This window comes from Streptomyces lasiicapitis (assembly GCF_014646335.1).
In the GTDB taxonomy this organism is placed as follows: Bacteria; Actinomycetota; Actinomycetes; order Streptomycetales; family Streptomycetaceae; genus Streptomyces; species Streptomyces lasiicapitis.
In genome coordinates this window covers 52,651-76,072 of the sequence record NZ_BMNG01000011.1, presented here as the reverse complement: position 1 = coordinate 76,072, position 23,422 = coordinate 52,651, and the positions used below count along the sequence as shown (strand labels likewise).

Annotated in this window: 27 protein-coding genes; 14 read left to right on the top strand and 13 right to left on the bottom strand. The window is 72.7% G+C overall.

The annotated features are described in order from the left end of the window. Window positions 1-64 precede the first annotated feature (64 nt). On the top strand, window positions 65-271 hold the full coding sequence (locus IEY91_RS42385; RefSeq protein ID WP_189175642.1) for a DUF397 domain-containing protein: 207 nt from the start codon (window positions 65-67) through the stop codon (window positions 269-271). A 257-nt stretch (window positions 272-528) separates the two neighbouring features. On the opposite strand, the gene IEY91_RS23935 is transcribed toward IEY91_RS42385, so the two are convergent. From IEY91_RS23935 to IEY91_RS23915, 5 genes are all read right to left on the bottom strand, one after another. After that, on the bottom strand, window positions 529-1,107 hold the full coding sequence (locus tag IEY91_RS23935) for a hypothetical protein (RefSeq protein ID WP_189175641.1): 579 nt from the start codon (window positions 1,105-1,107) through the stop codon (window positions 529-531). Window positions 1,108-1,149: 42 nt separating this feature from the next. After that, window positions 1,150-2,007, bottom strand: a complete 858-nt coding sequence (locus tag IEY91_RS23930; protein WP_164326070.1) for a helix-turn-helix domain-containing protein — start codon at window positions 2,005-2,007, stop codon at window positions 1,150-1,152. Window positions 2,008-2,373: 366 nt separating this feature from the next. Then, window positions 2,374-2,610, bottom strand: coding sequence for a hypothetical protein (locus IEY91_RS23925; protein ID WP_164326071.1), 237 nt, complete (start codon window positions 2,608-2,610; stop codon window positions 2,374-2,376). Window positions 2,611-2,622: 12 nt separating this feature from the next. Then, window positions 2,623-3,945 carry an inorganic phosphate transporter gene (locus IEY91_RS23920; protein ID WP_189175640.1) on the bottom strand — a complete coding sequence of 441 codons (1,323 nt, stop codon included), beginning with the start codon at window positions 3,943-3,945 and terminating at the stop codon, window positions 2,623-2,625. 203 nt (window positions 3,946-4,148) lie between these two features. After that, window positions 4,149-4,898 (bottom strand): lysozyme, encoded by a 750-nt coding sequence (locus IEY91_RS23915; protein WP_164326073.1) that lies wholly within the window; start codon window positions 4,896-4,898, stop codon window positions 4,149-4,151. 114 nt (window positions 4,899-5,012) lie between these two features. On the opposite strand from IEY91_RS23915, the gene IEY91_RS23910 reads away from it, so the two are divergent. From IEY91_RS23910 to IEY91_RS23900, 3 genes are all read left to right on the top strand, one after another. Then, complete coding sequence (locus IEY91_RS23910) at window positions 5,013-5,732, top strand: class II aldolase/adducin family protein (protein ID WP_189175639.1); 720 nt, start codon at window positions 5,013-5,015, stop codon at window positions 5,730-5,732. A gap of 111 nt (window positions 5,733-5,843) precedes the next feature. Then, on the top strand, window positions 5,844-6,983 hold the full coding sequence (locus IEY91_RS23905; RefSeq protein WP_189175638.1) for an alpha/beta hydrolase family protein: 1,140 nt from the start codon (window positions 5,844-5,846) through the stop codon (window positions 6,981-6,983). A gap of 319 nt (window positions 6,984-7,302) precedes the next feature. Further along, window positions 7,303-8,841 carry a hypothetical protein gene (locus IEY91_RS23900; protein ID WP_189175819.1) on the top strand — a complete coding sequence of 513 codons (1,539 nt, stop codon included), beginning with the start codon at window positions 7,303-7,305 and terminating at the stop codon, window positions 8,839-8,841. A 40-nt stretch (window positions 8,842-8,881) separates the two neighbouring features. Here IEY91_RS23900 and IEY91_RS23895 read toward each other — a convergent pair whose 3' ends face one another. Together IEY91_RS23895 and ypfJ are read right to left on the bottom strand one after the other, a co-directional pair. Continuing rightward, window positions 8,882-9,295, bottom strand: a complete 414-nt coding sequence (locus tag IEY91_RS23895; RefSeq protein WP_164326076.1) for a VOC family protein — start codon at window positions 9,293-9,295, stop codon at window positions 8,882-8,884. A gap of 106 nt (window positions 9,296-9,401) precedes the next feature. After that, window positions 9,402-10,292, bottom strand: coding sequence for a KPN_02809 family neutral zinc metallopeptidase (gene ypfJ / locus IEY91_RS23890; protein ID WP_164326077.1), 891 nt, complete (start codon window positions 10,290-10,292; stop codon window positions 9,402-9,404). Window positions 10,293-10,786: 494 nt separating this feature from the next. Here ypfJ and IEY91_RS23885 point away from each other — a divergent pair, with 494 nt between their 5' ends. The 3 genes from IEY91_RS23885 to IEY91_RS23875 all read left to right on the top strand — a co-directional run bounded on the left by IEY91_RS23885 (window position 10,787) and on the right by IEY91_RS23875 (window position 14,097). Further along, complete coding sequence (locus IEY91_RS23885) at window positions 10,787-12,385, top strand: ABC-F family ATP-binding cassette domain-containing protein (RefSeq protein WP_189175637.1); 1,599 nt, start codon at window positions 10,787-10,789, stop codon at window positions 12,383-12,385. 403 nt (window positions 12,386-12,788) lie between these two features. Continuing rightward, window positions 12,789-13,010 carry a helix-turn-helix domain-containing protein gene (locus tag IEY91_RS23880; RefSeq protein ID WP_016645426.1) on the top strand — a complete coding sequence of 74 codons (222 nt, stop codon included), beginning with the start codon at window positions 12,789-12,791 and terminating at the stop codon, window positions 13,008-13,010. Between the two features lie 223 nt (window positions 13,011-13,233). Beyond that, entirely contained in the window at window positions 13,234-14,097 is an 864-nt protein-coding gene (locus tag IEY91_RS23875) for an enoyl-CoA hydratase/isomerase family protein (RefSeq protein ID WP_229697200.1), read from the top strand. Between the two features lie 99 nt (window positions 14,098-14,196). Here the strand turns inward: IEY91_RS23875 and IEY91_RS23870 are convergent, their stop codons facing one another. Beyond that, the gene (locus tag IEY91_RS23870) at window positions 14,197-15,018 is read right to left on the bottom strand and encodes a nucleopolyhedrovirus P10 family protein (protein ID WP_189175636.1); all 822 of its coding nucleotides are present in this window, start codon (window positions 15,016-15,018) and stop codon (window positions 14,197-14,199) included. Window positions 15,019-15,110: 92 nt separating this feature from the next. Between IEY91_RS23870 and IEY91_RS23865 the strand changes: the two genes are divergently transcribed. The 5 genes from IEY91_RS23865 (at window position 15,111) to amaP (ending at window position 17,625) form a co-directional block, all read left to right on the top strand. Further along, window positions 15,111-15,599 carry an Asp23/Gls24 family envelope stress response protein gene (locus tag IEY91_RS23865; protein ID WP_189175635.1) on the top strand — a complete coding sequence of 163 codons (489 nt, stop codon included), beginning with the start codon at window positions 15,111-15,113 and terminating at the stop codon, window positions 15,597-15,599. Window positions 15,600-15,767: 168 nt separating this feature from the next. Next, window positions 15,768-15,953 (top strand): hypothetical protein, encoded by a 186-nt coding sequence (locus tag IEY91_RS23860; RefSeq protein ID WP_164326081.1) that lies wholly within the window; start codon window positions 15,768-15,770, stop codon window positions 15,951-15,953. An 18-nt stretch (window positions 15,954-15,971) separates the two neighbouring features. Next, entirely contained in the window at window positions 15,972-16,352 is a 381-nt protein-coding gene (locus tag IEY91_RS23855) for an Asp23/Gls24 family envelope stress response protein (RefSeq protein WP_229697199.1), read from the top strand. Next, window positions 16,349-17,041 (top strand): DUF6286 domain-containing protein, encoded by a 693-nt coding sequence (locus tag IEY91_RS23850; RefSeq protein ID WP_189175633.1) that lies wholly within the window; start codon window positions 16,349-16,351, stop codon window positions 17,039-17,041. Before IEY91_RS23855 ends, IEY91_RS23850 begins: the two co-directional genes overlap by 4 nt. Window positions 17,042-17,046: 5 nt before the next feature. Further along, on the top strand, window positions 17,047-17,625 hold the full coding sequence (gene amaP / locus IEY91_RS23845) for an alkaline shock response membrane anchor protein AmaP (RefSeq protein ID WP_189175632.1): 579 nt from the start codon (window positions 17,047-17,049) through the stop codon (window positions 17,623-17,625). Window positions 17,626-17,662: 37 nt separating this feature from the next. Here amaP and IEY91_RS23840 read toward each other — a convergent pair whose 3' ends face one another. The 5 genes from IEY91_RS23840 to IEY91_RS23820 form a co-directional block, all read right to left on the bottom strand. Beyond that, entirely contained in the window at window positions 17,663-18,418 is a 756-nt protein-coding gene (locus IEY91_RS23840) for an SDR family oxidoreductase (RefSeq protein WP_164326085.1), read from the bottom strand. Window positions 18,419-18,545: 127 nt separating this feature from the next. Beyond that, a complete protein-coding gene (locus tag IEY91_RS23835) occupies window positions 18,546-19,343 on the bottom strand; it encodes an SURF1 family cytochrome oxidase biogenesis protein (protein ID WP_189175631.1) in 798 nt (265 codons plus the stop codon). A gap of 87 nt (window positions 19,344-19,430) precedes the next feature. Further along, window positions 19,431-19,664 (bottom strand): metallothionein, encoded by a 234-nt coding sequence (locus tag IEY91_RS23830; protein ID WP_164326087.1) that lies wholly within the window; start codon window positions 19,662-19,664, stop codon window positions 19,431-19,433. Window positions 19,665-19,728: 64 nt separating this feature from the next. Further along, the gene (locus IEY91_RS23825) at window positions 19,729-20,892 is read right to left on the bottom strand and encodes a DEDDh family exonuclease (protein WP_229697198.1); all 1,164 of its coding nucleotides are present in this window, start codon (window positions 20,890-20,892) and stop codon (window positions 19,729-19,731) included. 31 nt (window positions 20,893-20,923) lie between these two features. Then, window positions 20,924-21,655, bottom strand: a complete 732-nt coding sequence (locus IEY91_RS23820) for a TetR/AcrR family transcriptional regulator (protein WP_189175630.1) — start codon at window positions 21,653-21,655, stop codon at window positions 20,924-20,926. A 72-nt stretch (window positions 21,656-21,727) separates the two neighbouring features. Between IEY91_RS23820 and IEY91_RS23815 the strand changes: the two genes are divergently transcribed. Continuing rightward, the gene (locus IEY91_RS23815; protein ID WP_189175629.1) at window positions 21,728-22,525 is read left to right on the top strand and encodes an acetoacetate decarboxylase family protein; all 798 of its coding nucleotides are present in this window, start codon (window positions 21,728-21,730) and stop codon (window positions 22,523-22,525) included. 1 nt (window position 22,526) lies between these two features. Further along, window positions 22,527-23,411, top strand: a complete 885-nt coding sequence (locus IEY91_RS23810; protein WP_189175628.1) for an SDR family NAD(P)-dependent oxidoreductase — start codon at window positions 22,527-22,529, stop codon at window positions 23,409-23,411. The last annotated feature ends 11 nt before the right edge of the window (window positions 23,412-23,422 follow it).

The window sequence follows — 23,422 nt, the reverse complement described above, 5'->3', positions numbered from 1 at the left end:
CGGGCAACTGCCGCCGGGCCAGGCACCGTCCGGCTCTCGTGAGGGCAGCGGGCAAGGGGGCGGTGTGGCCGACGAGTACTTACCGGCAGGGCGGTGGTTCACCAGCAGCTACAGCACGGCGACCGGTGAATGCGTGGAAGTGGCTCATCCGAATGGAGCGGTGTGGGTCCGTGACTCGAATCACCGCGGTGAAGGGCACATGAACGTGACGCCGTCGGCGTGGCGCGCGTTTGTCAGAGGGGTGGCCTCGGGGAGAGTCGGGGTGGAGTGAGCTGTCCCAGCGTGCGCACGAAAGGCTGGAGACCATGGGGGTTGAGAGCAGGCAGCTGCCACTGAGCAGGCATGCCGCTGGGCCCGCCCGGCGCCTCGTCTTCGTGTCGTACTGCGTGGTCAGCGGTGCTGTCGCGGTGGCCGCCGGTGCTCTCGCCTCCCTCCTCGTGGAGGGCCTCCAAGTCCGGCTCGCGGTCTGGCTGGCCACGGCCGCGGTCGTGGCTGCGGGCGCGGGGGTCGTGTGGGGGTGCACGCCGCTCATCCCGCGCCGGCACGTGGAGCGGGTCCGTCCGCGGACGCTCCGTCAGCCGGAGGGCCGGCGTCGGTCGTAGCGGCCGGTTCCTGGCGGCGGCCGCGGCGCAGGGTCCGTACGAGCCAGCCCACCGCGGCGGTCAGCAGTCCGCAGCCACCCGTCAGCGCGACGACGAAGTGCCAGGGGTTGACGTCGTAGTGCGCGACGACGCCCTGGGCGACGATCCCGGCCGGCACCAGCGCCACGACGACCACGGCGAGACACACCGACACACAGCCCGCCTTCGCCAGGAAACTCAGTGTCTGCTGCTCCTGGGTGTGCAGACTGCGCTGGTGCTCGCTGTCGAGAAGGCGGTCCAGTTCGCGGGCGAACGCCGGATCCTTCATCCCTTCTCTGATGAGGTCGTGGATGTGGGAGGGGGCGGTGGGTTCGGCGGGGACGGGCTCGCCGCCGTCCAGGGGATCAGCGGCCGGGCCCCCGCCGGCGCCCGTGACGCCGCCGGGGGGTGTGGGGTCGGCCGGGTTCGTGGTGTCCGAGGCCGTCAGGCAGCGCAACAGCCACCGTGCCAACGTGACGACCGGCATCGTGCCAGCCCTCCCCTCGTCCCGGAGCGGACGGCTCCGGAATCAGCCTGCGAAGCCTTCCTTGACCTCGTTGATCAGGTCGATCGCGCGGCTGTCGCTGTAGGCGATCTGCCGCAGTTGCTCGAAGCAGTCCTGGAAGTTGGCGACCATTTCGTAGTCGTCCCGGGTGGCCACGACGGACTGGGCGCTCTCCAGGTAGATCAGGTCGTCGTCGTCCTTGAAGCCGAGGAGCACGAACGCGTTCTGCGTGCTCAGCAGCGCCCCGGCCGAGTAGGGCAGGACCTGGAGCGTGGCGCGGGGATGCTCGGCGACTTCGATGAGGCGCTGCAACTGCGCGCGCATCACCGAGGGGCCCCCGATCTGTCGACGCAGCGCCGACTCGTCGACGACGAAGTGGAGGTCGCCGATCCCGCTCTCGTCGAAGACCCGCTCCTGGCGGGCCGTGCGGAACTCCACGAGACGGCGGCGGGTGCCGGGGTCGCTGACCTCGGGGGTGGACAGGGCGTCCGCGTACTCCTCGGTGTGCAGGAGGCCGGGCATGATGATCGGGTGGTACGTGCGCAGTGAATCGGCGGCGGCCTCGAACGGGAGGTACTCGGTGAACCGGGGGTTGGCGATGTCCGACCACTGCACCCACCACGACTGCCCCTTCGAGCCGCGGGCGGCGGAGACCAGCTCGGTCACCCTTTCCTCGTCGTCCACGCCGTACTGACGCAGCAGCGCCCGAAGGTCCGTCACCGAGACGCTGACTGTGCCCTTTTCGATGCGGTTCAGCTTCGACAAGGACCATTCGAGGTCGCCGGCCGCGCCGCCCTGGGTCTGCCCGGCTTCCTCACGGGCCTTGCGCAGGGCGATGCGGAGCTTACGACGATTCAGGCTCGGGTCTACTTCGCTGGGCATGAGGCTCCTTCACTACGACCAGGAGTCAGCTCGCCATGAAGCCGTACGAAGGGCAGCGATAAGAAGTTATGCCTAACGAAGACTGGCCCTCCGCCGTGCAGCGCAGCGCAGCCGCTCTGTCTGACATATGTGCGGCAGACCCTAGCAGACTGCTGCTACCCAGTATGCCGTATGTCTAATCGAACTTGAGCGAATGGCCGCGCGTCCTGATCGCGGACGTACGGTGATGCGCGCTTTTGATCTAGCCCGCGGGGGCGCGGACCGGGCCCTGAACTGCGAAAGCCCTGGGGGGCGACCATGTCGGTCGCCCCCCAGGGCTTGTGCTGCGATTCCGGTCCGCGCGCTGTCGCGCGGCGACCGGACGTGTCAGGCGACGATCAGCGAGATCCCGTACGCCACTGCTCCCGCGCACAGCGCGAAGCACGCGTACGCGCCCACGCGTGCGGGGAGCGCGGCGGCGGAGCCTCCGGCCGCCTGCGCCTCCCGGGCCTGCTCCTGCTTGGAGAGGCCGACGATGCCGAGCGTGAACAGGCCCACGAGGGCGACGGTCACCGCGAGGCTGACTCCGAAGACGGAGCCCAGAGCTGCCCAGTCGATCTTCATGCTGCTTCTTCCTTAGACCGTGGCGGGCCGGGCGGAGTCCGCCACGGCCGTGGCGGACGCGGCGGGCGCGGGCGAGATGGTCGTCCGGACGTCGACAGCGGCGGCGGTGCCGGCGGCCGTGTCCTTGATGGCCTCGGTGGCCGCGGCGACCGGACCCGCCGGCGGCGGGGAGACGGCGGCGATGGCGGTGGTGACGACGCCCGCGGGCTCGGCGTCGGCACCGGCGGAGCCGATCTCGTCGGCGGTGACGTTCGTGTGGTCCACCGGCTGACGGCGCGACAGCTGCCAGATGACGGCGGAGCCACCGATGAGGAGCGCGGCCGTGGTGGCGATGCCCCAGGTGCCCTGCTTGGTGAGGAGCTCGGCGCCCGCGCCGACCAGGCCGGCGGCAGGCAGCGTCAGACCCCACGCCACGAACATCCGCGTCGCCGTGGACCAGCGCACCACGCCGCCCTTGCGGCCGAGGCCCGCGCCCATGACGGCGCCGGAGCAGACCTGGGTGGTGGAGAGCGAGAAGCCGATGTGCGAGGAGGCGAGGATGGCGGTCGCGGCGGACGTCTGCGCCGCGAAGCCCTGCGGCGGCGCCAGCTCGGTGAGGCCCTTGCCCATGGTGCGGATGATCCGCCAGCCGCCGAGGTACGTACCCATCGCGATGGCGACACCGGCCGAGACGATGACCCACATCGGGGGGTTCGCGCCCGGGTTGAGCACGCCGCCGGTGATGAGGGCCAGCGTGATGATGCCCATCGTCTTCTGGGCGTCGTTCGTGCCGTGGGCGAGCGAGACGAGTCCGGCGGAGGCGATCTGGCCCGCGCGGTACCCCTTCGAGGTCGCCTTCTCGTCGGTGCGGCTGCTGATCTTGTACGTGAGCCGGGTCGCGAGCGTCGCGGCGATACCGGCGACGAGCGGGGCCGCGATCGCGGGGAGCAGCACCTTGGTGACGACGGTGCCGCCGTTGACCGAGGACCAGCCCATGGACATCACGGCGGCGCCGATGAGGCCGCCGAACAGGGCGTGCGAGGAGCTGGACGGCAGGCCGAGCAGCCAGGTCAGAAGATTCCAGAGGATCGCGCCCACCAGGGCCGCGAATATCACTTCGGTCTTCAGACCGTCTTCATTGATGATGCCGCCGGAGATCGTCTTGGCGACTTCGACGGAGAGGAACGCTCCGACGAGATTCAGCACGGCGGACATGGCCACCGCCGTCTTGGGCTTGAGAGCGCCGGTCGAGATGGTCGTCGCCATCGCGTTGGCTGTGTCGTGGAAACCGTTCGTGAAATCGAACACGAGAGCGGTAACGATCACGATCCCGAGGAGAAGCGTGATGTGTTCCATTTACCCAGGCTTCTGTTGGACGTCAGTGGCTCGTGGAACGTAGGCAACCTGAGTGAACGGAAAGTGAACTGAGTTGGGCTGTGCGGTGACTCGAAGTGGGTTCTCGCCACTCCGCATCCGTCCGGCGGCAACCGGAAGGTGCGGCCGGGTAGCGGCGAGAGCCCGTCGTGGGCCCGGAATCCCGCCGTCCGAGGCCCTTTCGGCTAGCCCCGGGCGAACGCCTTGAGCTGGGCCTTCGAGCCATTGAAGAGATTCTGATCACCCGGCAGGTCGCCACCGTTGTCGTGCTGCCAGATCGTCCAGAAGGACCAGCCGCGAGGCAGCGCTCCGGGGGAGGACGACCAGCGGGCGAGCCACAGCGGATGGTTCGCCCCGAAGGCGGCGCTGCCGCCGGTGCAGTCGTTCCACCACCGCGCGGTCGTGTAGATCGTCGGCCTGCGTCCCGTCTGCCGCCGCACCTCGTCGCTGAATGACCTGATCCAGCCCACCATCCGGCTCTTGCTCAGGCCGTAGCACTTCCGGTCGCCGTACGGATTGTGCTCGATGTCCAGCGCGGGCGGCAGCGTCCAGCCGTCCGCCGTCCACTGGCCCCCGTTGCGCAGGAAGTGCGCGGCCTGGGTCCGGCCCGAGGACCTGTGCGGCAGGGCGAAGTGGTACGCGCCGCGGACCAGGCCGACCGCGCGGGAGCCGTCGTACTGCTGACGGAAGTAGGGGTTGCGGTAGGTGTGGGACTCGGTGGCCTTCACGTAGACGAAGCGCGCGCCCCTGTCCTCGGCCCGCTGCCAGTCGACGTTCTTCTGGTGCGAGGACACGTCGTGCCCCCGGGTCCGGGCGGCCGCCGGAACCGGAATCTCGGCGAAGGCCGTCCCGCCGACCGCCACGGCGGCCGCGACCGCCACGGACACGGTCAGGGCGCGGGCGCTCCGACGGGACGATTTGTGCTCACGGGCCATGCTTCCCCCCGATGGCGGCGTGCGTGACAAAACGCCCAAAGAGTACTGGAAGATCCGCCCGGGCCCCGCGAACCTCGGCCAGCCGCCGAGGCGCCCTCTGGCAGGATCGCCCGCATGACTGAGCAGCGGCACGACACGACGGCGGGCCCGGCGCGCGAGGCCATCGCGCGGGCCTGGGACGAACTGGTCGCGACCGCCCGCAGGACCGTGACGGACGGCCTCGTCGTCGGCACCTCGGGAAACGTCTCCGTGCGCGTCGGCGACACCGTCCTCGTCACCCCGAGCGGCGTCCCCTACGAGAAGCTGACGCCCGCGCACGTCCTCGGCGTAGACCTGGACGGCAACCGGACCATCGGCGACCTGGCCCCCACCAGCGAACTTCCCATGCACCTGGCGGTCTACCGCAGCACCGCGGCGGGCGCCGTGGTCCACACCCACGCCGTGCACGCCACCGCCGTCTCCACCCTCGTACCGGAACTCCCCACCATCCACTACATGACCGCCGCCCTCGGCGGCCCCGTCCGTGTCGCGCCCTATGCCTTGTACGGCTCCGACGAGTTGGCCGAGAACATGCTGCGCGCCCTGCGCGACCGCTCGGCCTGCCTCCTCCAGAACCACGGAACGGTCGCCTACGCAGACACCCTCGCCCAGGCCTTCGACCGCACGGCCCAACTGGAGTGGATGTGCCAGGTGTGGCTCACGGCGACGGCGGGACCGGGACGTGTGCCCCATCTCCTGTCTTTGAGCCAGCTGCACGAAGTGGAAGAGAAACTGTCGGGGTACGGCCAGGTTTCAGCCCGTCCGGCGTTTGAGGACGAGGCCGAAGGCCGATAGGGGGTCCGGGGGCGAAGCCCCCGGTCTCAGGAAGGGGCGGGTTTGGGGAAAACCCACCCCACCGGCACCCGCCCACTGGCCCCCGGCCCGCACCCCGCAGACACTGAACCCGTGCGCCCAGCCAAAGCGACGGCCGCCGCCGTCACCACCGCCACCGCCGTCCTAGGCGCCACCGCCGCCCTGGCCATCGCGGCCGGCCGCTACGCCAGCGACGCCGCCCTGAAGGCCCCCGCGGGCCGCCCCCTGCCGACGGAGCCGCGCCTGACGGTGCACTCCACGGCCGCGGGCCAGATCACCCTCACCCGCGCCCTGGCCTCCCAGCGCCCCGGCGTCTACGGCCTGAGCGGCGACGGCTGCCACGCCGTGGTCGGCCCGGTCCTCGACACCGCCCCGCACGAGGCCGACACGGTCGTACGCCGCCTCGAACGCGTCACCCACGGCACCCTGGAACCCGGCGCCCGGGTCTGGCTCACCCCGCAGGTCCACATCGGCGACCCGCACGCCGCGCTCGGCATCGACCACGCCGACGTCGACATCCCGGGCGAACTCGGCCCGCTGCCCGCCTGGTTCGTGCCCGGCAACCGCGACACCTGGGTGATCACCGTGCACGGCCTCGGCACGACGCGCGAGCACCCGATGGTCGTCATGGACTTCCTGCGCCGCCAGCAGCTGCCGGTGCTCGACCTCGCCTACCGCGGCGACCTGGGCGCGCCCCGCTCGCCGGACGGGCTCGGCCACCTCGGCGAGACCGAGTGGCGCGACCTGGACGCCGCCATCCGCTACGCGGTGCGCTACGGCGCGCGCGACGTCGTCCTGTACGGCTGGTCCACCGGCGCCTCGATGGCCCTGCACGCCGCCGCCCACTCCGGCCTCCGCGACCGCGTCAGCGGCCTGATCCTCGACTCGCCGGTGCTCGACTGGGAGACCACCCTGCGCGCCCTCGCCACCGCGCGCCGCACCCCGGGACCCCTGCTCCCGCTAGCCGTGCGCGCCGCCCAGGGCCGCACCGGACTGCGCGGGGACCGGGTCGCCACCACCGCCGACCCCGCCGCCCTGAAGGTGCCGACGCTTCTCCTGCACGGCCCCGCCGACGTCGTCGCCCCTTGGGGCCTCTCCCGTCAACTGGCCGGAAAGCGACCCGACCTCGTCACCCTGCACAGCGTTCCGGATGCGCCCCACGGCGCCATGTGGAACGCCGACCCCGCACGGTACGAAGAGGCGCTGCGGCGCTTCCTCACCCCCTTGATGTAGCCGATGCGGCCACTTCCTCACCCCTGCGCCTGACCGTCCGCAACCGCCGCCGGGCGCGTGCGCCGGGGCGCCGCCGGGATTCCGTTTGGGTTTTCCGACCGCCAGCAGGAAGACTGCTCCCGTGACGTCCCGTATCCCGCGCGACTCCCGGCTCCACCTCGTCCGCACGCCGTCCCCGAAGGCCGAAAGGCGAACGGAGCCGGAGCGCGTCCGACCGCGCAGTCCCCTCGGCACCCCCGGCGCGGTGACCCAGCGCCGTTCGCGCCGTCCCGCGCCCCCGCCGCCCGAGGGCACACCCGCGCCCGCCGAGCTGGCCCGCATGGCCCGCGCGGGCCTGGCCGCCGCCGTACGCGTCGCCCGCTGGGCCGACCACGCGCTGAGCCCCGGCACCGGGCCGCAGCGCGGCACCGGCAAGGACAGCGCCAAGGCCGGAGCCAAGAACGGAACCAAGAACGGCGCCAAGGCCAGTGGCACCGGGGCCGGCGGCGCGAAGGGCGGCAAGCAGGCCCGGACCGCCGCTGCCGCCGCCGCGCCCGCCGACGCCGCCGCGGGTCCGGGCAAAGGGACCGGCGGCGTCCTCTCCGACGCGTCCGCCGAACGCGCCGCCGCCGAACTGGACGTGACGGTCCACCAGGTCCGCTCCGACTGGGACACCGCCCGCCTGGCCGGACTCGTCGAGGTGCACGGCTCCGCCGCGCGGCCCGGCTGGCGGCTGCGCGCCTGGGACCGGGACGACGCCGCCGTCCTGCGCGGCTGGGTCGCCCTGTTCGACGCCTGGTCGCTCGCCCACCCGGCCCCCGCCGAACTGCCGCCCGCCACCGTCGCGGAAACCGTCGAGGCCGTCCCCCAGCTCCTCTCCTTCCTCCAGCTGTCGGCGGGCCCCGTGCCCGTGCCCCAGCTCCTGGACCTGCTCGACCAGCGCGTCCGGGAGCTGCGCACCGAACGCTGCGAAATCCCCTACGACTCGCAGGCGGAGCCCGAGCCCAAGTCACCGCCGCACACCAATGCGGTCCCGCCCCCCGGCGGCCCCGTCCCGCCCGCCGCGGCGACCGCACTGGCTGCTGTTGCCTCCGCGCCGCCCCCCGCTGCCTCCGCGCCGCCCACCGCGGCCGCCGACCCCGACGACGGCACCGCCCCGCCGCTGCCCGCCCTGCTCGACTGGGCCCTCCGTGCCCTGTCCGCCGTCGGCGCCCTGACCTGCGCCGACGGTCAGGCCACGCTCACTCCGCTGGGCAGCTGGGCCGTGTGGGTCAAGCTGGAGCAGATCTGCGTCGCCGCGCAGAGCCCCGCCGGGCACATCGAGCAGTCCGCCGAGGACATGCTCCGCGGCTGCGCCCGCCTGCGGCCCAACGCGGCCCGCGCCGAATACCGCGCCTGGCTCGCCGCCCGCGACGCCGGCAGCGCCGTCACCGAACTCCTCGACGCCGCCCGCGGCGAGGACGCCCTGCTGCGCGGCCTGGCCTTCGAGGCCCTGCGGGTCGTCGGCGCCCCGGCCGAACCCGACGTACGCGCCGTCGTCGACGAGACCTCGCTGCGGCCCTACGCCCTGCTGTGGCTCGCCGAGCACGAGGGCACCGACCCCGAGGACGTCCACCTCGTCCTGACGCGGGAGGAGTCGACCTGGCTGTGGGTCGACACCGCCGCCGCCGTGGCCGACCACGGCGAGGCCGAACTCCTCGTACGCCATCTGGAGTCGGCGCCGCAGCCGACCGTGCCCTCGCTCATCGACGAGGTGCGCACCGTCGGGCATCCGCGGACCGTGCAGGTGCTCGTCGCGCTCGCCGCGGCGCACCCCGACCCGGCGCTCGCGAAGGCCGTGCGGCGCGCCGCGTTCCAGGTGCACACCGGGGGCATGTGAGCGCCGCGCCCGTCCCGCCTCAGCCGCGGGGTGGGGCGGGTCAGCCGCCTATCTCGGGGGCGTACGTCCCGAAGCTCCAGATGTTGCCCTCGGCGTCCCGCGCCATGTAGTCCCGCGAGCCGTAGTCCTGGTCCGTCGGGGGCATCAGGATGTCCGCGCCGTGCTCGACGGCGCGCTGGTGGTGGGCGTCGACGTCGTCCACCACGATGTACGTCCCCGTGGGGCCCGCCTTGTCCATCGTCTCGGCGAAGAGGCCGCCGCGGCCCTTCGAGCCGAGCATCACCGCGCCGTTCCCATACGCGAGTTCGGCGTGCAGGATCTTGCCGTCCTCGCTCTCGTACACACTCGTCTCCGTGAAGCCGAAGGCCTCCGTGAGCTGCTTGATCGCGGCCTTGGCGTCCGCGTACAACAGCGTGGGGAAGATGCTGGGGCGTCCCCTGACAGCGCCTGTCATGCCGATCACTCCTTCGTCCTCGACCCCTGTCCCTGTGACCTGTTCCACAGTCTTGCACCCGGGTCTGACAACGGCCCGCGGCCGCCGGACGGGCCCGGCCGCCGCCTCAGCGGAAGGTGTTGCACTGCGCCATGTCGCCGGTACGAAAGCCCTGGTAGAACCAGTCCTGGCGCTGCTTGGCGGAGCCGTGGGTCCACGACTCGGGGGTGACGCGGCCCTGGTAGCGCTGCTGGATGCGGTCGTCGCCGACCGCGGCCGCCGCGTCCAGGCCGTCGCGGATGTCGGCGTCCGTGAGCTTGGTGATCAGCGGCTTGCCCGACTCGTCGGGGGTCCGTGTCGCGTTGTGCGCCCACACGCCCGCGTAGCAGTCGGCCTGCAGCTCGACGCGTACGGCGTTGCTGTTCTCGCCCGTGCGCCCGTCCTGGGACCGGCTCAGCGTGCCCATCAGGTTCTGCACGTGGTGCCCGTACTCGTGCGCCACGACGTACGCCTGCGCGAACGGGCCGCCGCTGGAGCCGAACTTCGTCCGCAGCTCGTCGAAGAATCCCAGGTCCAGGTAGACCTTGCGGTCGCCGGGACAGTAGAAGGGGCCGACCGCCGACGACGCGGCGCCGCACGCCGTGCCGACCCGGCCGCTGAAGAACACGGTCGGCGCCGGCGCGTACCGGCCCCCGCGGCGCGGGAACTCCTGGCGCCAGTAGTCCTGGACGCTGTTGACCACCGCCACGGTCCGGCAGTCCTCCCGGGCGTTCGCGTCCTTGCCGGTACGGCAGCTCTGCTGGACCTGGGCCAGCGAGGAGGACGAGGCCGCGGGTTCGTCGCCGCCGTCGTCGGTCAACCCGAGCTGGTCCGGACCGACACCGAAGAACAGCCCGAGCAGCAGCGCGATCAGCCCCGCGATGCCACCACCGACGGTCGCCCTGCCGCCGGGAATCCGGCTGCCCCGCACATCCTGCACCTCAGAGGTGTCAAGATCCGCGTCGTCGTCGAACTGCATGGGCACACCACCCTCTGCCTGCATCGAGTACGAGACCCACTGCCGTCGGGGGCGAGGCGGTCGTCCCGGGGGTGAGACGGCTGCCGCGGGGCGAGCCGACAGCCTCGGGGCGAGACCGCTGCCTCGTCTGCGGGCCGACGCCGCGCCGCCCCGCGCCGGACGTCCGGCGACTTCATCCTGATACGCCGCCCGCCCCCCGGCCCCGGACGGAGGTCCGAACGGGGGACGGGGCCACCCCGCCACACCGTGTCGCCCCCGCCCCCGCACAGACGCCGCAGCCCCGCGGCCCAAGCACCCCCCGCCGGCCCCGTGCCCAGCGCCCCGCCCCCCGCGAGGAAAAACCGCTTGCGGCCCCCCGTTAGAATTGCCCCTATGGCCATTCTCCTGCTGCATTAGACGGCTGAGCTGAGCGGCGCGCTTAGCGGCGCGGCATCGCATCGTGCATCGTCCATGCCCTTCTCCCGCCGTCCTTTCCCCTGTCCAGGAGTCTGACCGTGATCACCGCCTCCGGTATCGAGCTGCGTGCCGGCGCCCGCATCCTCATCGAGAACGCCTCGTTCCGCATCGCCAAGGGCGACCGCATCGGCCTCGTCGGCCGCAACGGCGCGGGCAAGACGACGCTCACCAAGTGCCTGGCCGGTGAGGGCACCCCGGCGGGCGGCACGATCAGCCGCTCCGGAGAGGTCGGCTATCTCCCGCAGGACCCGCGTACGGGCGACCTCGACGTGCTCGCCCGCGACCGCGTCCTCTCCGCGCGCGGACTCGACGTACTGATCCGCAAGATGCGCGAGAACGAACAGCGCATCGCGAACGGCGCGGGCGCCACCCGCGAGAAGGCCCTCAAGCAGTACGAGCGCCAGGAGACGGAGTTCCTCACCAAGGGCGGGTACGCAGCCGAGGCCGAGGCCGCCACCATCGCCGCCGCCCTGAACCTCCCGGACCGCGTGCTCGGCCAGCCCCTGCACACGCTCTCCGGCGGTCAGCGCCGCCGCATCGAGCTGGCCCGGATCCTGTTCTCCGACGCGGACACCCTGCTGCTCGACGAGCCGACGAACCACCTGGACGCCGACTCCATCGTCTGGCTGCGGGACTACCTGAAGACGTACCGCGGCGGCTTCATCGTGATCTCCCACGACGTCGACCTCGTCGAGACGGTCGTCAACAAGGTCTTCTACCTGGACGCCAACCGCTCCGCGATCGACGTCTACAACATGGGCTGGAAGCTCTACCAGCAGCAGCGCGAGTCCGACGAGAAGCGCCGCAAGCGCGAGCGCCAGAACGCCGAGAAGAAGGCCGCGGCCCTGCACTCGCAGGCCGACAAGATGCGGGCCAAGGCCACCAAGACGGTCGCCGCGCAGAACATGGCGCGCCGCGCCGACAAGCTCCTCGCGGGCCTCGAGGACGTGCGCCAGAGCGACAAGGTCGCCAAGCTGCGCTTCCCGGAGCCCTCGCCGTGCGGCAAGACGCCGCTCATGGCCGAGGGACTCTCGAAGTCGTACGGCTCGCTCGAGATCTTCACCGATGTGGACCTCGCCATCGACAAGGGGTCGCGCGTCGTCATCCTCGGCCTCAACGGCGCGGGCAAGACCACCCTCCTGCGCCTCCTCGGCGGCGCCGAGAAGCCCGACACCGGGCAGGTCATAGAGGGCCACGGCCTCAAGCTCGGCTACTACGCCCAGGAGCACGAGACCCTCGACCCCGAGCGCACGGTCCTGGAGAACATGCGCTCCGCCGCCCCCGACCTCGACCTCGTCGAGGTGCGCAAGACGCTCGGCTCGTTCCTCTTCTCCGGAGACGACGTCGACAAGCCCGCGGCCGTGCTGTCCGGCGGCGAGAAGACCCGTCTCGCCCTCGCGACGCTCGTCGTCTCCTCGGCCAACGTGCTGCTCCTCGACGAGCCCACCAACAACCTCGACCCCGCCAGCCGCGAGGAGATCCTGGGCGCGCTGCGCACCTACAAGGGCGCCGTCGTCCTCGTCACCCACGACGAGGGCGCCGTCGAGGCGCTGCAACCGGAGCGGATCATTCTGCTGCCGGACGGCGTCGAGGACCTGTGGGGCGCGGACTACGCGGACCTGGTCGCCCTCGCCTGACGGGACCGCCTGGCGAGACGCCCGACGGACCCGTCACGGCCCCGCCGGGCGACCTCCAGCGCGCTTGATCGATTGACTGATCCACTGCGTATGGATCATTCGGCCGATCCGTGATCCTTCATCTGTGTGAGTCGTCCTCGTACCGACGTGTGCGATACACGGATTTCTTCGTCCCACGGGACCCGCAGGCCCGCCTTTCCCCGGCACGCCGCTGACCTGCCGCTTCCTCGCAGAACCCATTCGGCGGTACGTGCAGGGACGTGCGGAATCGTTAATTCCGCTCGTGGCGGCCGCTTGACGCGCGGCCAATCAAGTCGCACGGACCTTGCCGAATGGGTGGCCAGGAGGCCCGGTAGGGGTGATCATGAGAAGTCCAGAGCGCACTTCCCATGAGGAGGCACGGGTGGCCGAGACTCTGAAGAAGGGCAGCCGGGTAACCGGCGCCGCGCGCGACAAGCTCGCGGCAGACCTGAAGAAGAAGTACGACGGCGGTGCGAGCATCCGGGCGTTGGCCGAAGAGACCGGCCGTAGCTACGGGTTCGTCCACCGGATGCTCAGTGAGTCCGGAGTCACGCTGCGGGGACGCGGCGGGGCGACGCGAGGCAAGAAGGCGGCTTCCAGCTAGCAGCCGTCTCGCGGCCGTCCGGCTCCGGTGGGCCGGTGTGGCCACCCGGTCGATCGGCTGATCGACCGGGTGGTTACTGTGCAGTCACTTGTGGGCGCGAGCCAGTGCCCGCAAGGCGGTGCGTCGACATGCGCTGATGCGGTCGTGAATCTGCGTCCGCATGGGTGCTGACCTGCGTCGACGCGTCCGTTCACGACGACTGCACTCACCACCGGAGGCATTGATGGCTTCGCCCGACAGCGGTTCGAGCAGCCCGAGCGGTTCGGCTGAGACCGGTCCGATCGGACTGAGCGGTTCAGGCGCGACGGCACCGGTTCTCGATCAGGACGGCGTACGTCTCACGATCGACGGCGCCGTGGCCACGGTGACGCTGGCCAACGCGGCCAAGCGCAACGCCCAGTCTCCCGCTCTGTGGCGGGCGTTGACCGAGGCCGGCCGGGTGCTGCCCGGCAGCGTCCGCGTGGTGCTGCTGCGCGGCGAGGGCAAGTCCTTCTCCGCGGGCCTCGACCGGCAGGCGTTCACGCCCGAGGGCTTCGAGGGCGAGCCGTCGTTCCTCGACCTCGCGCGCGGCGCCGACGACGACCTCGACGCGGCCATCGCCGAGTACCAGGACGCGTTCACCTGGTGGCGGCGCGGCGACATCGTGTCCATCGCCGCCGTCCAGGGCCATGCGATCGGCGCGGGCTTCCAGCTCGCGCTCGCCTGCGACCTGCGGGTCGCCGCCGACGACGCGCAGTTCGCCATGCGCGAGACCAGCCTCGGCCTGGTGCCCGACCTCACCGGCACGCACCCGCTCGTCTCCCTCGTCGGATACGCCCGCGCCCTGGAGATCTGCGCCACCGGCCGCTTCGTCCAGGCCGCCGAGGCCGAGCGCATCGGCCTCGCCAACCTCGTCGTCCCTGGCGACCAACTCGACGCCGCCGCCCAGGACTTGGCCGCCGCCCTGCTCGCCGCACCGCGCGACGCGGTCATCGAGACCAAGGCACTGCTCCAGGGCGTCACGGGCCGCTCGTACGAGGAGCAGCGCCGTGCCGAGCGGGCCGCGCAGGCACGCAGGCTGCGGGACCTCGCGGGTATCGGGGACTGACAAGGTTCTTTGTTCGTACGGGGGTTGGGGCGCCGCTATGGCCGACGCCCCGTCAAGTCAACCTGCCCTTAGGTGAGTTGGCGGGGCGACAATAGTGAGCTAGTCCACCGCTGTGACCAGTACCGCCACTGACGGCCGGTCCGGCAGGGACTCGGTGACCGTCGCGCGAACCGCGCGGGCCACGTCCAGCGTGCGCAGGCCGGCGTCCGCCGCCACCTCCACGCGGACGTGGCGGCGCGGCAGCGCCTGCACCGCCGCGTGCTCCTCGATGTGGATGGCCCGGCCCAGGCCCCCGAGGGTGCCCGCCATCCGGGTCACACCCGGCACCGCGAGGACGGCACGCGCCACGCGCCCCTCGTCGGAGTCGGCGGCCGATGACGGCTCGTCCTCTTGTCCGGCCTGGTCGTGCCGCTCTTCGGGGGGCAGGTCGCCGAGGGCCGCGTTCAGTCGGGCGCCCTCCCCGGCACCGTCCCCGGACTCGGCACCGTCCCCGGCCTCGTACTCGTACTCGTCGAGCAGCCCCGTAACCCGCAGATCCACCTCCGCCACCACCAGACCGAGCCGGTCCGCCGCGGCCGTACCGAGTGCCGTACGCAGCCGGGACGCGGTCGCCGGCAGGGGCTCGGCCATGACGGCCGTGAAGTCCGCGCTGATCCGCAGCGGCCCCGGCGGCAGCGCGCTCGGGGGCGACGGCACCGTGGAGACGTACGCGTCAGGAGACAGCCGCCCGGCGTCCGGATCCGCGAGGGACACCCGCAGGCCGGTCAGCCGTACCCCCGCCACCCGCTCGGCCGAGCCCCGCAGCACCGCGCGGGCCGCCGACTCCGCGAGCCACGCGCCGTCACCCGGGCCACCCAGCGGCAGCACGCGGCCGAGACCCAGTTGGCGACGTACCGCCGAGGTCCATCCGTCACCCGTCATGGCTCCAGCGTGCCCCATCCCGGGCGCGCCGGTCCGGGGCCGCGCTTAGTGTGGACGAAAGAGCAGATCCCCTGCCGAAAAGGACCATCGTGATGACCGACACCGGAGAGCGGACGACGTCCCACACGCTCGCCAAGGAGTCGCCCGCCGAGGCCGCCGGGAAGGGCGGAGAGCGGAGGCGCGGGGGAGGGGACCCCGCGACGCGCGGGCGGACCAGCATCGCGGACGGCGTCGTCGAGAAGATCGCAGGGCTCGCCGCGCGCGACGTGGTCGGGGTGCACGCCATGGGCGGCGGGCTCGCCCGGACCTTCGGGGCCGTGCGGGACCGGGTGCCCGGCAGCTCGAAATCCGTGTCGCGCGGGGTGAAGGCCGAGGTCGGCGAGGTGCAGACGGCGCTCGACCTGGAGATCGTCGTCGACTACGGCGTGTCGATCGCCGATGTCGCCCAGGACGTACGGGAGAACGTCATCGCCGCCGTCGAGCGCATGACGAGCCTGGAGGTCGTCGAGGTGAACATCGCGGTGAGCGATGTGAAGCTGCCGGACGACGAGGACGACGAGCAGCCGTCGCGGCTGCAGTAGCCGCCCCGCGCGGACCCCGGGCCCGGTGTGTTCCGCACCCGTCACCGGTCGCGAGGCGGCGTCGGCGCGCGGCCTGGGTATGCGTGAAGCAGGAGCCGTCGCGCGGCGGCGGGCGTGGCCGCGGGGTCGCAGGGGAGTACGAGGCGCGCAGGAGCGAAGGAGCGCACGATGAGCTTTGCCGTGATCGGCATGATCGCCGGAATGGCCCTCGGCTTCGCCGGATACTTCGGCGGGTTCGGGGCCTTCCTGCTGGTGGCCGCCCTGGGCGCCATCGGCTTCGTCGCCGGACGGTTCCTGGAGGGGGACCTGGAGCCCGGCGACTTCTTCCGCCCGCGCGGCGACCGGCGGCGATGAGCGGTGGCGGCCGAGGTCGTGGGGCAGGTACCGCCCGGCGAGCGCGGCGCGACCCGGATCGCCGACCGCGTCGTCGCGAAGATCGCCGCGCGCGCCGCGCGTGAGGCGCTGCCCGTGCTGCCTGCCGAGGCGGCGGCGCCGCACGCGACGGTCAGCGTGCATCCCCGAGCTCTCGGCTCCGCTCGAGCAGGGGAGACCCCATCCGACAGCGCCCGTGTCCGCGTCAGTCTCGAACTGGACTACCCCAGCGACATCGGCCGCCAGTGCGGTGCCGTGCGTCGCCAAGTCGCCGAACGGGTAAAGGCGTTGGCGGGCATGGAAGTGCCCGAAGTGGCGGTCCAGGTCGAGCGGCTGCACTCCGCGCAGGCGCGGGCCGCGGCGCAGGGGAGGACCCGATGAGCGAGCCCCAGCAAGGTAGTGGGCCGGACCTGACCAAGGCGGCGCCGGTCATGGAGGCCGCCGCGCCCGGGCCGGAGCCCGAGCTCGGCCAGTCGGCGTCCGCCGCCGACTACCAGCCGCTGCCCACGCTCAGCGGCGACGACGGCGGCGCACCCCGCTTCTGGTCCGCGCGGCGCGTGCCCGCCGGGCTGCTCGCCCTGCTGATCCTCGGCGGGGCCGGGCTCCTTCTGTACGACATCGTCGCCGTACGGGCCGACCACCCCGCGATGCGATGGCGCCGCGAGCTCGCGCGGGAGCTGGCCGAACGGCCGCTGGACAGCACGGCGGTGCTCGCCGGTGCCGCGGCGGCGGCCGCGATCGGGCTGTGGCTGCTGGTGCTCGCGGTGACACCCGGGCTGCGGGCCGTGCTGCCGATGCGGCGTACGCACGACGACGTGCGGGCCGGGCTGCACCGGGACGCCGCCGCGATGGTGCTGCGGGACCGGGCCATGGACGTGGCCGGAGTGCGGTCGGTACGGGTGCGGATGAGCAGGTCCAAGGTGGAGGTGCGGGCCGTGTCGCACTTCCGTGAACTCGACGACGTACGCGGCGACCTGGACGCGACACTCGCCGAGACCATCCGCGAACTCGGGCTCGGCAGCCCGCCCGCGCTTTCGGTGCACGTGGCGCGGCCGGGTCGGAAGGGGTGAACGGCATGCTGCGGACGTTGAACCGCGTACTGCTCGGGCTTGCCGGACTCGCGCTCGTGCTGGTCGGCGGGTCCGTGCTCGCCGTCGGGCTCGGCGTCGAGCCGCCGTCGTGGTGGGTGCACGACCGCCGTGACGACGTGCTGCTCAGCGACGCCGACCGGGCGCGGTGGCGCGACGACGGCTGGTGGTGGCCGACCGTCATCGCCGTGCTCGCCGTGATCGTGCTGCTCGCCCTGTGGTGGCTGACCGCGCAGCTGCGGTGGCGCCGGCTCGCCGAGGTGCTCGTGGAGACCGGGGACGGGGAAGGGGCGCTGCTGCGGGGGCGGGCGATGGAGAATGTGCTGGCCGGCGAGGCGTCCGCGCTCGACGGCGTGGAGCGCGCACGCGTACGCCTGACCGGGCGGCGCAACGCGCCCGAGGCACGGGTCGGGCTCCTCCTGGCGGCGGAGGCCGTCCCGGCGGAGGCCCTGCGGGGCACCTGCGAGGAGGCGCTGGCGCATGCGCGGGACTCGGCGGGGCTCGAGCGGTTGCCTGCGACGGTGGAGCTGCGGGCGGTGAAGCATCGCGCCGAGCGCGTGAGTTGACCCCACCCGCAGCCCAGCGGGCGCCCCCCCGCCGAAGCTAGAAGCCCCGCCTCGCGCCCCCGTCCACCGGAAGCATCACGCCCGTGAGGTACGACGCCGCCGGTGAGAGGAAGAACGCGGCGGTGCGGCCGAACTCCTGGGGGGTGCCGTAGCGGCGCAGGGGGATGCGGGACTGGGCCGCCAGGCGGGCCGCTTCGGGGTCGGCGGAGAGGCCGTCCAGCTGGCGGACCCGGTCGGTGTCCATGCGGCCGGGCAGCAGACCGACGACCCGGATGCCGCGCGGCCCCAGCTCGTCGGCGAGGGAGTTGGCGAAGCCCGCGAGGCCGGGGCGCAGGCCGTTGGAGATGGTCAGGCCCGGGATCGGCTCGTGCACCGACGTGGACAGGACGAAGCCGATGACACCGCCCTCGTCGAGCTCCGCCGCCGCGGCCCGCGCCAGCCGCACCGCACCGAGGAACACCGACTCGAAGGACTCCCGCCACTGCTCGTCGGTGCTGTCGGCGACGTAACCGGGCGGCGGCCCGCCGACGCTGATGAGGATGCCGTCGAGGCCCCCGAAGTTCTCGCGCGCCGCCGCGACAAGCCGCTCGGCGGCGTCCGGCTCGGCGTTGTCCGCGGCGACGCCCACCGCGTTCGGGCCGAGCTCCGCGGCCGCCGCGGCGGCGACCTTCTCGTCCCGTCCGGTCAGGACGACCTTCGCGCCCTCCGCGACCAGCTCGCGGGCGGCGGCGTTGCCGAGGCCCCGGCTGGCGCCGGTGACGATGTACACACGGTTGTTCAGTCCAAGATCCATGGCCCTATCCTGCCGCGTCGGCCCGGAGCAGGGCGAGGGCGGTGCCGGTGCCGGTCCCCGGGTTCGGTGAGCCGTCAGGCGGGGGCGAGTTGACCCCGTACCGACCCCGTACGCGGGATCGCCCGTGTCAGGCCGTCGCGGGCGACGCCTCCGCGGGCTCCGCCGGTGCCGTCTCCGCCGCTGCCGCCGCCAGGCGGTCCTTGCGTTCGCGGCGGACCAGGACCACCCAGCCCGCGGGGACCCCGGCGGCGAACAGCCACCACTGCACGGCGTACGCCATGTGCGGTCCGATGCCGCTGTGGTCGGGCGCGCCGAGGAGCTGCGGCGAGTCGGCGCTCGGCGCGGTCTGCTGGACGTAGCCGCCGAGGACCTGCTTGCCCAGGGCGTGCGCCTGCTGGCCGCTGCTGATCAGCATGATCTGGCGGTCGGGCAGTCCACGTACGTCCTTGATGCCGCTGGCCGCGGACGTCTCGTCCCGCATGAGGCGGCCGGTGACGGTGACTTCGCCGCGGGGCGGGGCGGGGATCTTGGGGAAGGCGGTCTGCGGTCCGTCGGCCGGGATCCAGCCGCGGTTGACGAGCAGCACCTTGCCGTCGTCGAGGACGAAGGGGGTCAGGACGTGGAAGCCGACCTCGTCGTCGCCGTTGGTGCGGCGCCGCACCACGACCTCGTGCTTCGCGTCGTACGTGCCCTTGGCCGTCACCGCGCGGTACACGGCGGAGTCGGGCACCTCACGGCCGGGCGATGTGAGCCGCTCGGCGGGGACCGGCGGGGCGTCGAGGGCCTTGCCGATCCGTTCGTTGCGCGCCACGCGGTTCTCGTGGCGGTGCAGCTGCCAGAAGCCCAGTTCGATCATCACGGGGATGAGAACGAGACCGATGAGGGTGAGGATCACCCACTGGCGGGTCAACAGGAAGCGGTACACAACTTCGACGGTACCCCGCGTGTGAAACACCCCCGACGGGAGGGGCCCCGTCGGGGGTGACCCCCACACAGCAGGCGCCGAGCCCGCTCAGACCTTGTCGACGATTCCCACCATCCCCTCCGCCCGCGAGCAGTGCGCCCCGCAGTACCAGTGGCCCTCCACCTCGACGCCCTGCCCGATGATGCGGCAGCGGCAGTGCTCGCAGATCGGCGCCATGCGGTGGATGGCGCAGGCGAAACAGTCGAAGACATGCACCGCGCCCTGCGCGTGCACTTCGAAGGACATGCCGTAGTCGTTTCCACAGACCTCGCAACGTGCCATGCGCCACAGGGTGGGACGCGGCGGTGGTGTGGGGCGAGCGGTGGGCGGGCGAGTCGCCCGGCAATCACCCGTCTGACGCGGAGGACGCACCGGGCGTACCGGATGAGCCCGGCGTATTGGACCTACCGGACGCACCCGCGGCGGCGCCGTCCGCCGGGGCCACGTCCTGGAGCAGCTGGCCGAACGCCGCCTCGTCGATGACCGGGGTGCCGAAGGCGCGGGCCTTCGTCGTCTTCGACGTGCCCGAGTCCGGGTCGTTGGTGACGAGCAGGCTCGTGAGCCGCGACACGCTCGTGGCGATGTGCAGACCGGCCTCGAACGCGCGGTCCTCCAGGAGCTCGCGGTCCACGGAGGTGTCCCCGGAGAAGGCGACGCGCATGCCCTGCTTCAGCGGCTTGCCGTCCTCCCACCGTCCGGGGTTGGGGAAGGGGCAGGCGGGGCGCTTGCGGGAGGCGCGCCAATTCCCTTGCTGGTACGAGGAGTTGCCTCCCCAGGAGCCCGCGCCCGGCCCCCCGCCCGGCCCCGTGCTCTGGCGGCCGATACGCGCCCCGCCGTCGACCCACTCCGTGAGCGGGCGGCACTCCAGGAGCGGCAGCCGCACACCCCCGCCGGCCGCCGCCCGCAGGCTCGGCCGGAACGCCTCGGCGAGCACGCGCGCGTCGTCCAGGGCGTGGTGGGCGTGGCGCTGGACGACGCCGAAGTGGGCGGCGAGGGACTCCAGCTTGTGGTTGGGCAGCGGCAGGCCGAGCTCCTTGGAGAGCGCGATGGTGCACAGGCGCTGGCGGACGGGCGCGGTGCGCTCCGCGCGGGCGTACTCCCTGGCGATCATCGACCAGTCGAAGACGGCGTTGTGCGCGACGAGGACGCGGTCCGCGAGGCGGGTGGCGAACTCCTCGGCGATGTCCGCGAAGAGCGGGGCGTCGGCGAGCTTGTCGCTCGTCAGGCCGTGGATCCAGACGGGGCCCGGGTCGCGCTGCGGGTTGACCAGCGTGTACCAGTGGTCCTCGACCTCGCCCGTGGCGTCCAGGCGGTAGACCGCTGCCGAGATGATCCGGTCGTCCCTGGACAGGCCGGTGGTCTCGACGTCGACCACCGCGTACCCCGAGGGGTAGGCGGTCGGCCAGGGGGCCGTGGGCCCCGGCGGCGTCGCGTCGGTCGTCCCCGTCCCTGCGGCCGTCGGCGTCGCCGGCCCCTCTGTCCGGGATGCGGTCGTGCGGTCTTCGAGCATGGTCCATGAGGATACGGGCCGCGACTGACAGTCAGTTCCCAGGGCCGGAAGCCGTCGCGTTCTCGTCGGTGCCCGTCGCCCCGTCCGCGCCCCCGGCGGCCACCTCGTCCCCGAGCCCGGCGGCCACCTCGCCCGCGGCCCCGAGCAGCCCCGTCACCAGCGCCCGCACCGACAGCGTGAACAGCCGTTCCGCGTCCAGGGGCCGGGCGAGCGCGCGGGCGAGGGCCGGGTCCTGACCGGCCGTCCGCGCCTCCCACAGCTGATGCTCGCCGGGGCGTTGCACCGGCGCGCGCTCGCGGTTGCGCTCCACCAGGACGTGGCCGACGACATGCACCTGGACGGCGCGCACGGCGTCGGCCGCGCGGGCGCCGCGCAGCCCGGCGGCGTACATCTCATGGGCGAGGGCCTGCTGTGCGGGCAGGAACATCCGGTCGGTCAGGCCGCGTTCGTGGACCATCGCGACGAGGTGCGGGTGGGCGCGCAGTTGACGGCGCAGGGCGCGCGCGACGGAGGCCGCGCGCCGGGCGGGGGTGCGGCCCGTCGGCTGGATCTCGCCGAGGTCGGCGACGGTGCGTTCGACGAGGGCGTCGAGGAGCGACTCGCGGTTGCCGACGTGCCAGTAGATCGAGGTGACGGCCGTGCCGAGCTCGGCGGCGAGCTTGCGCATGGTGAGGGCGGCGGGGCCGTGCTGCTTGACGAGGTCCGCCGCGGTGGCGAGAACCGTTTCGCGGTCGAGGCGGGTACGCGTCTCTTTACCCTTCACGGCTCCTGTTGTAACTGTGTTACAGAACCCCCGCAAGTCTCTGGCAGGACCGTCAGCGAAGGGTGGTACGGCATGGCACGCGTACGCTACGGGGCGCGCACCGAGGCGGAGATCGCCGCGACGCGCACCGCGAGCAGCAAGCTCCCCGACATCTGGTCCACGGGCGTGGTCGCCGTGTGGGAGAGCGATCCGGACGTGGTGGCGGCCGTCCTGCCGCCGCCCCTGAAACCCACGGCGCGCCCTCTGGTGCGGGCCAACATCAGCAAGGTCGACCTGGCCGGCTACCCCCTGGGCGCGGGCTCGGTGGCCGTCGCCGCGGAGCACGGCGGGGTGGCGGGCTGGTATCCGCTGGTGATGCCGATGACGCACGAGCGGGCCCTGACCGGCGGCCGTGAGGTCTTCGGGGAGCCGAAGAAGCTGGGCGAGGTCACCGTCGAGCGGGACGGCCTGGTGGTGCGGGCCGCCATGGCCCGGCACGGCATCGCGTTCGTGGAGGTGCGGGGGGCCGTGAGCGGTTCCCTGCCGCTGCCGGAGCCCGCGCCGAAGACCGACTTCTACTTCAAGTTCCTTCCCGGTGTGGACGGTTCGGGCTTCGACGCGGATCCGGTGCTCGTGCACTGCGTGCGCAACGAGCGGGTCCGCAAGCTGGAGAGCGTCACCGGGGACGTGGTGCTTCGGGAGTCGATGTACGACCCCGTCGCCGACCTCCACGTACGCCGCCTTGTGGAGATCACCATTGGCGAGAAGACGAGCGACCAGCGCGGCCGGGTGGTGGAGCGGGTGAGCGCGCAGGCGCTGCTTCCGTACATCCACCAGCGCTACGACGACCCGCGGCAGATCCTCGACGGGCCGCCCGAGGGGAGCGTCTGAGATGGAGCTGCGCGCCGGACAGATCGCCGTCGTGACGGGCGCCGCGAGCGGCATCGGGCTCGCTCTCGCGCGCCGGTTCGCGGCGGAGGGCCTGGCGGTGGTGCTCGCCGACGTCGAGGAGGGCGCCCTGGAGAAGGCGGCGGCCGGGCTGCGCGCGGACGGGGCGACGGTGCACGCGCGCGTGGTCGACGTCGGCGTGCGCGAGCAGGTCTTCGCGCTCGCCGAGGACGCGTACGACAGGTTCGGTGCCGTGCATGTCCTGTGCAACAACGCCGGGGTCGGCTCCGGCGCCGAGGGCCGGATGTGGGAGCACGAGCCGAACGACTGGCGGTGGGCCTTCGAGGTCAACGTGTGGGGGGTCTTCCACGGCATCCAGGCGTTCGTGCCGCGGATGCTCGCGGGCGGCGAGGAGGGGCACGTCGTCAACACGTCCTCCGGGGACGGCGGCATCGCCCCGCTGCCCACCGCTTCGGTGTACGCGGTGACCAAGGCGGCCGTCGTGACGATGACGGAGTCGCTGTACGCGCATCTGAAGGCGGAGCACGCGCGCGTGGGCGCCTCCGTGCTGTTCCCGGGCCCGCACATGCTGCGCACCGGCCTGTGGGAGTCGCACCGCAACCGCCCCGAGCGGTACGCCAAGTCCCGCCCCCGCAGGGCGCCCTACCGCAGCCTCGGCCAGTGGGAGACGGCCATGCGGGAGGCCGGGCAGGAGGTGGCCTTCACTCCTGTCGAGGAGGTCGCCGAGCACGTCCTGGACGGCCTCCGCGCCGACCGCTTCTGGATGCTCCCCGACAGCGAGCACAGCGACCGGCAGATCCGCGCGCGCTCCCGCTCGATGCTGGAGCGCGCCAACCCCTCGTACCTCGAAAGCTTCATCCTGGACTGATGGATTGCGAG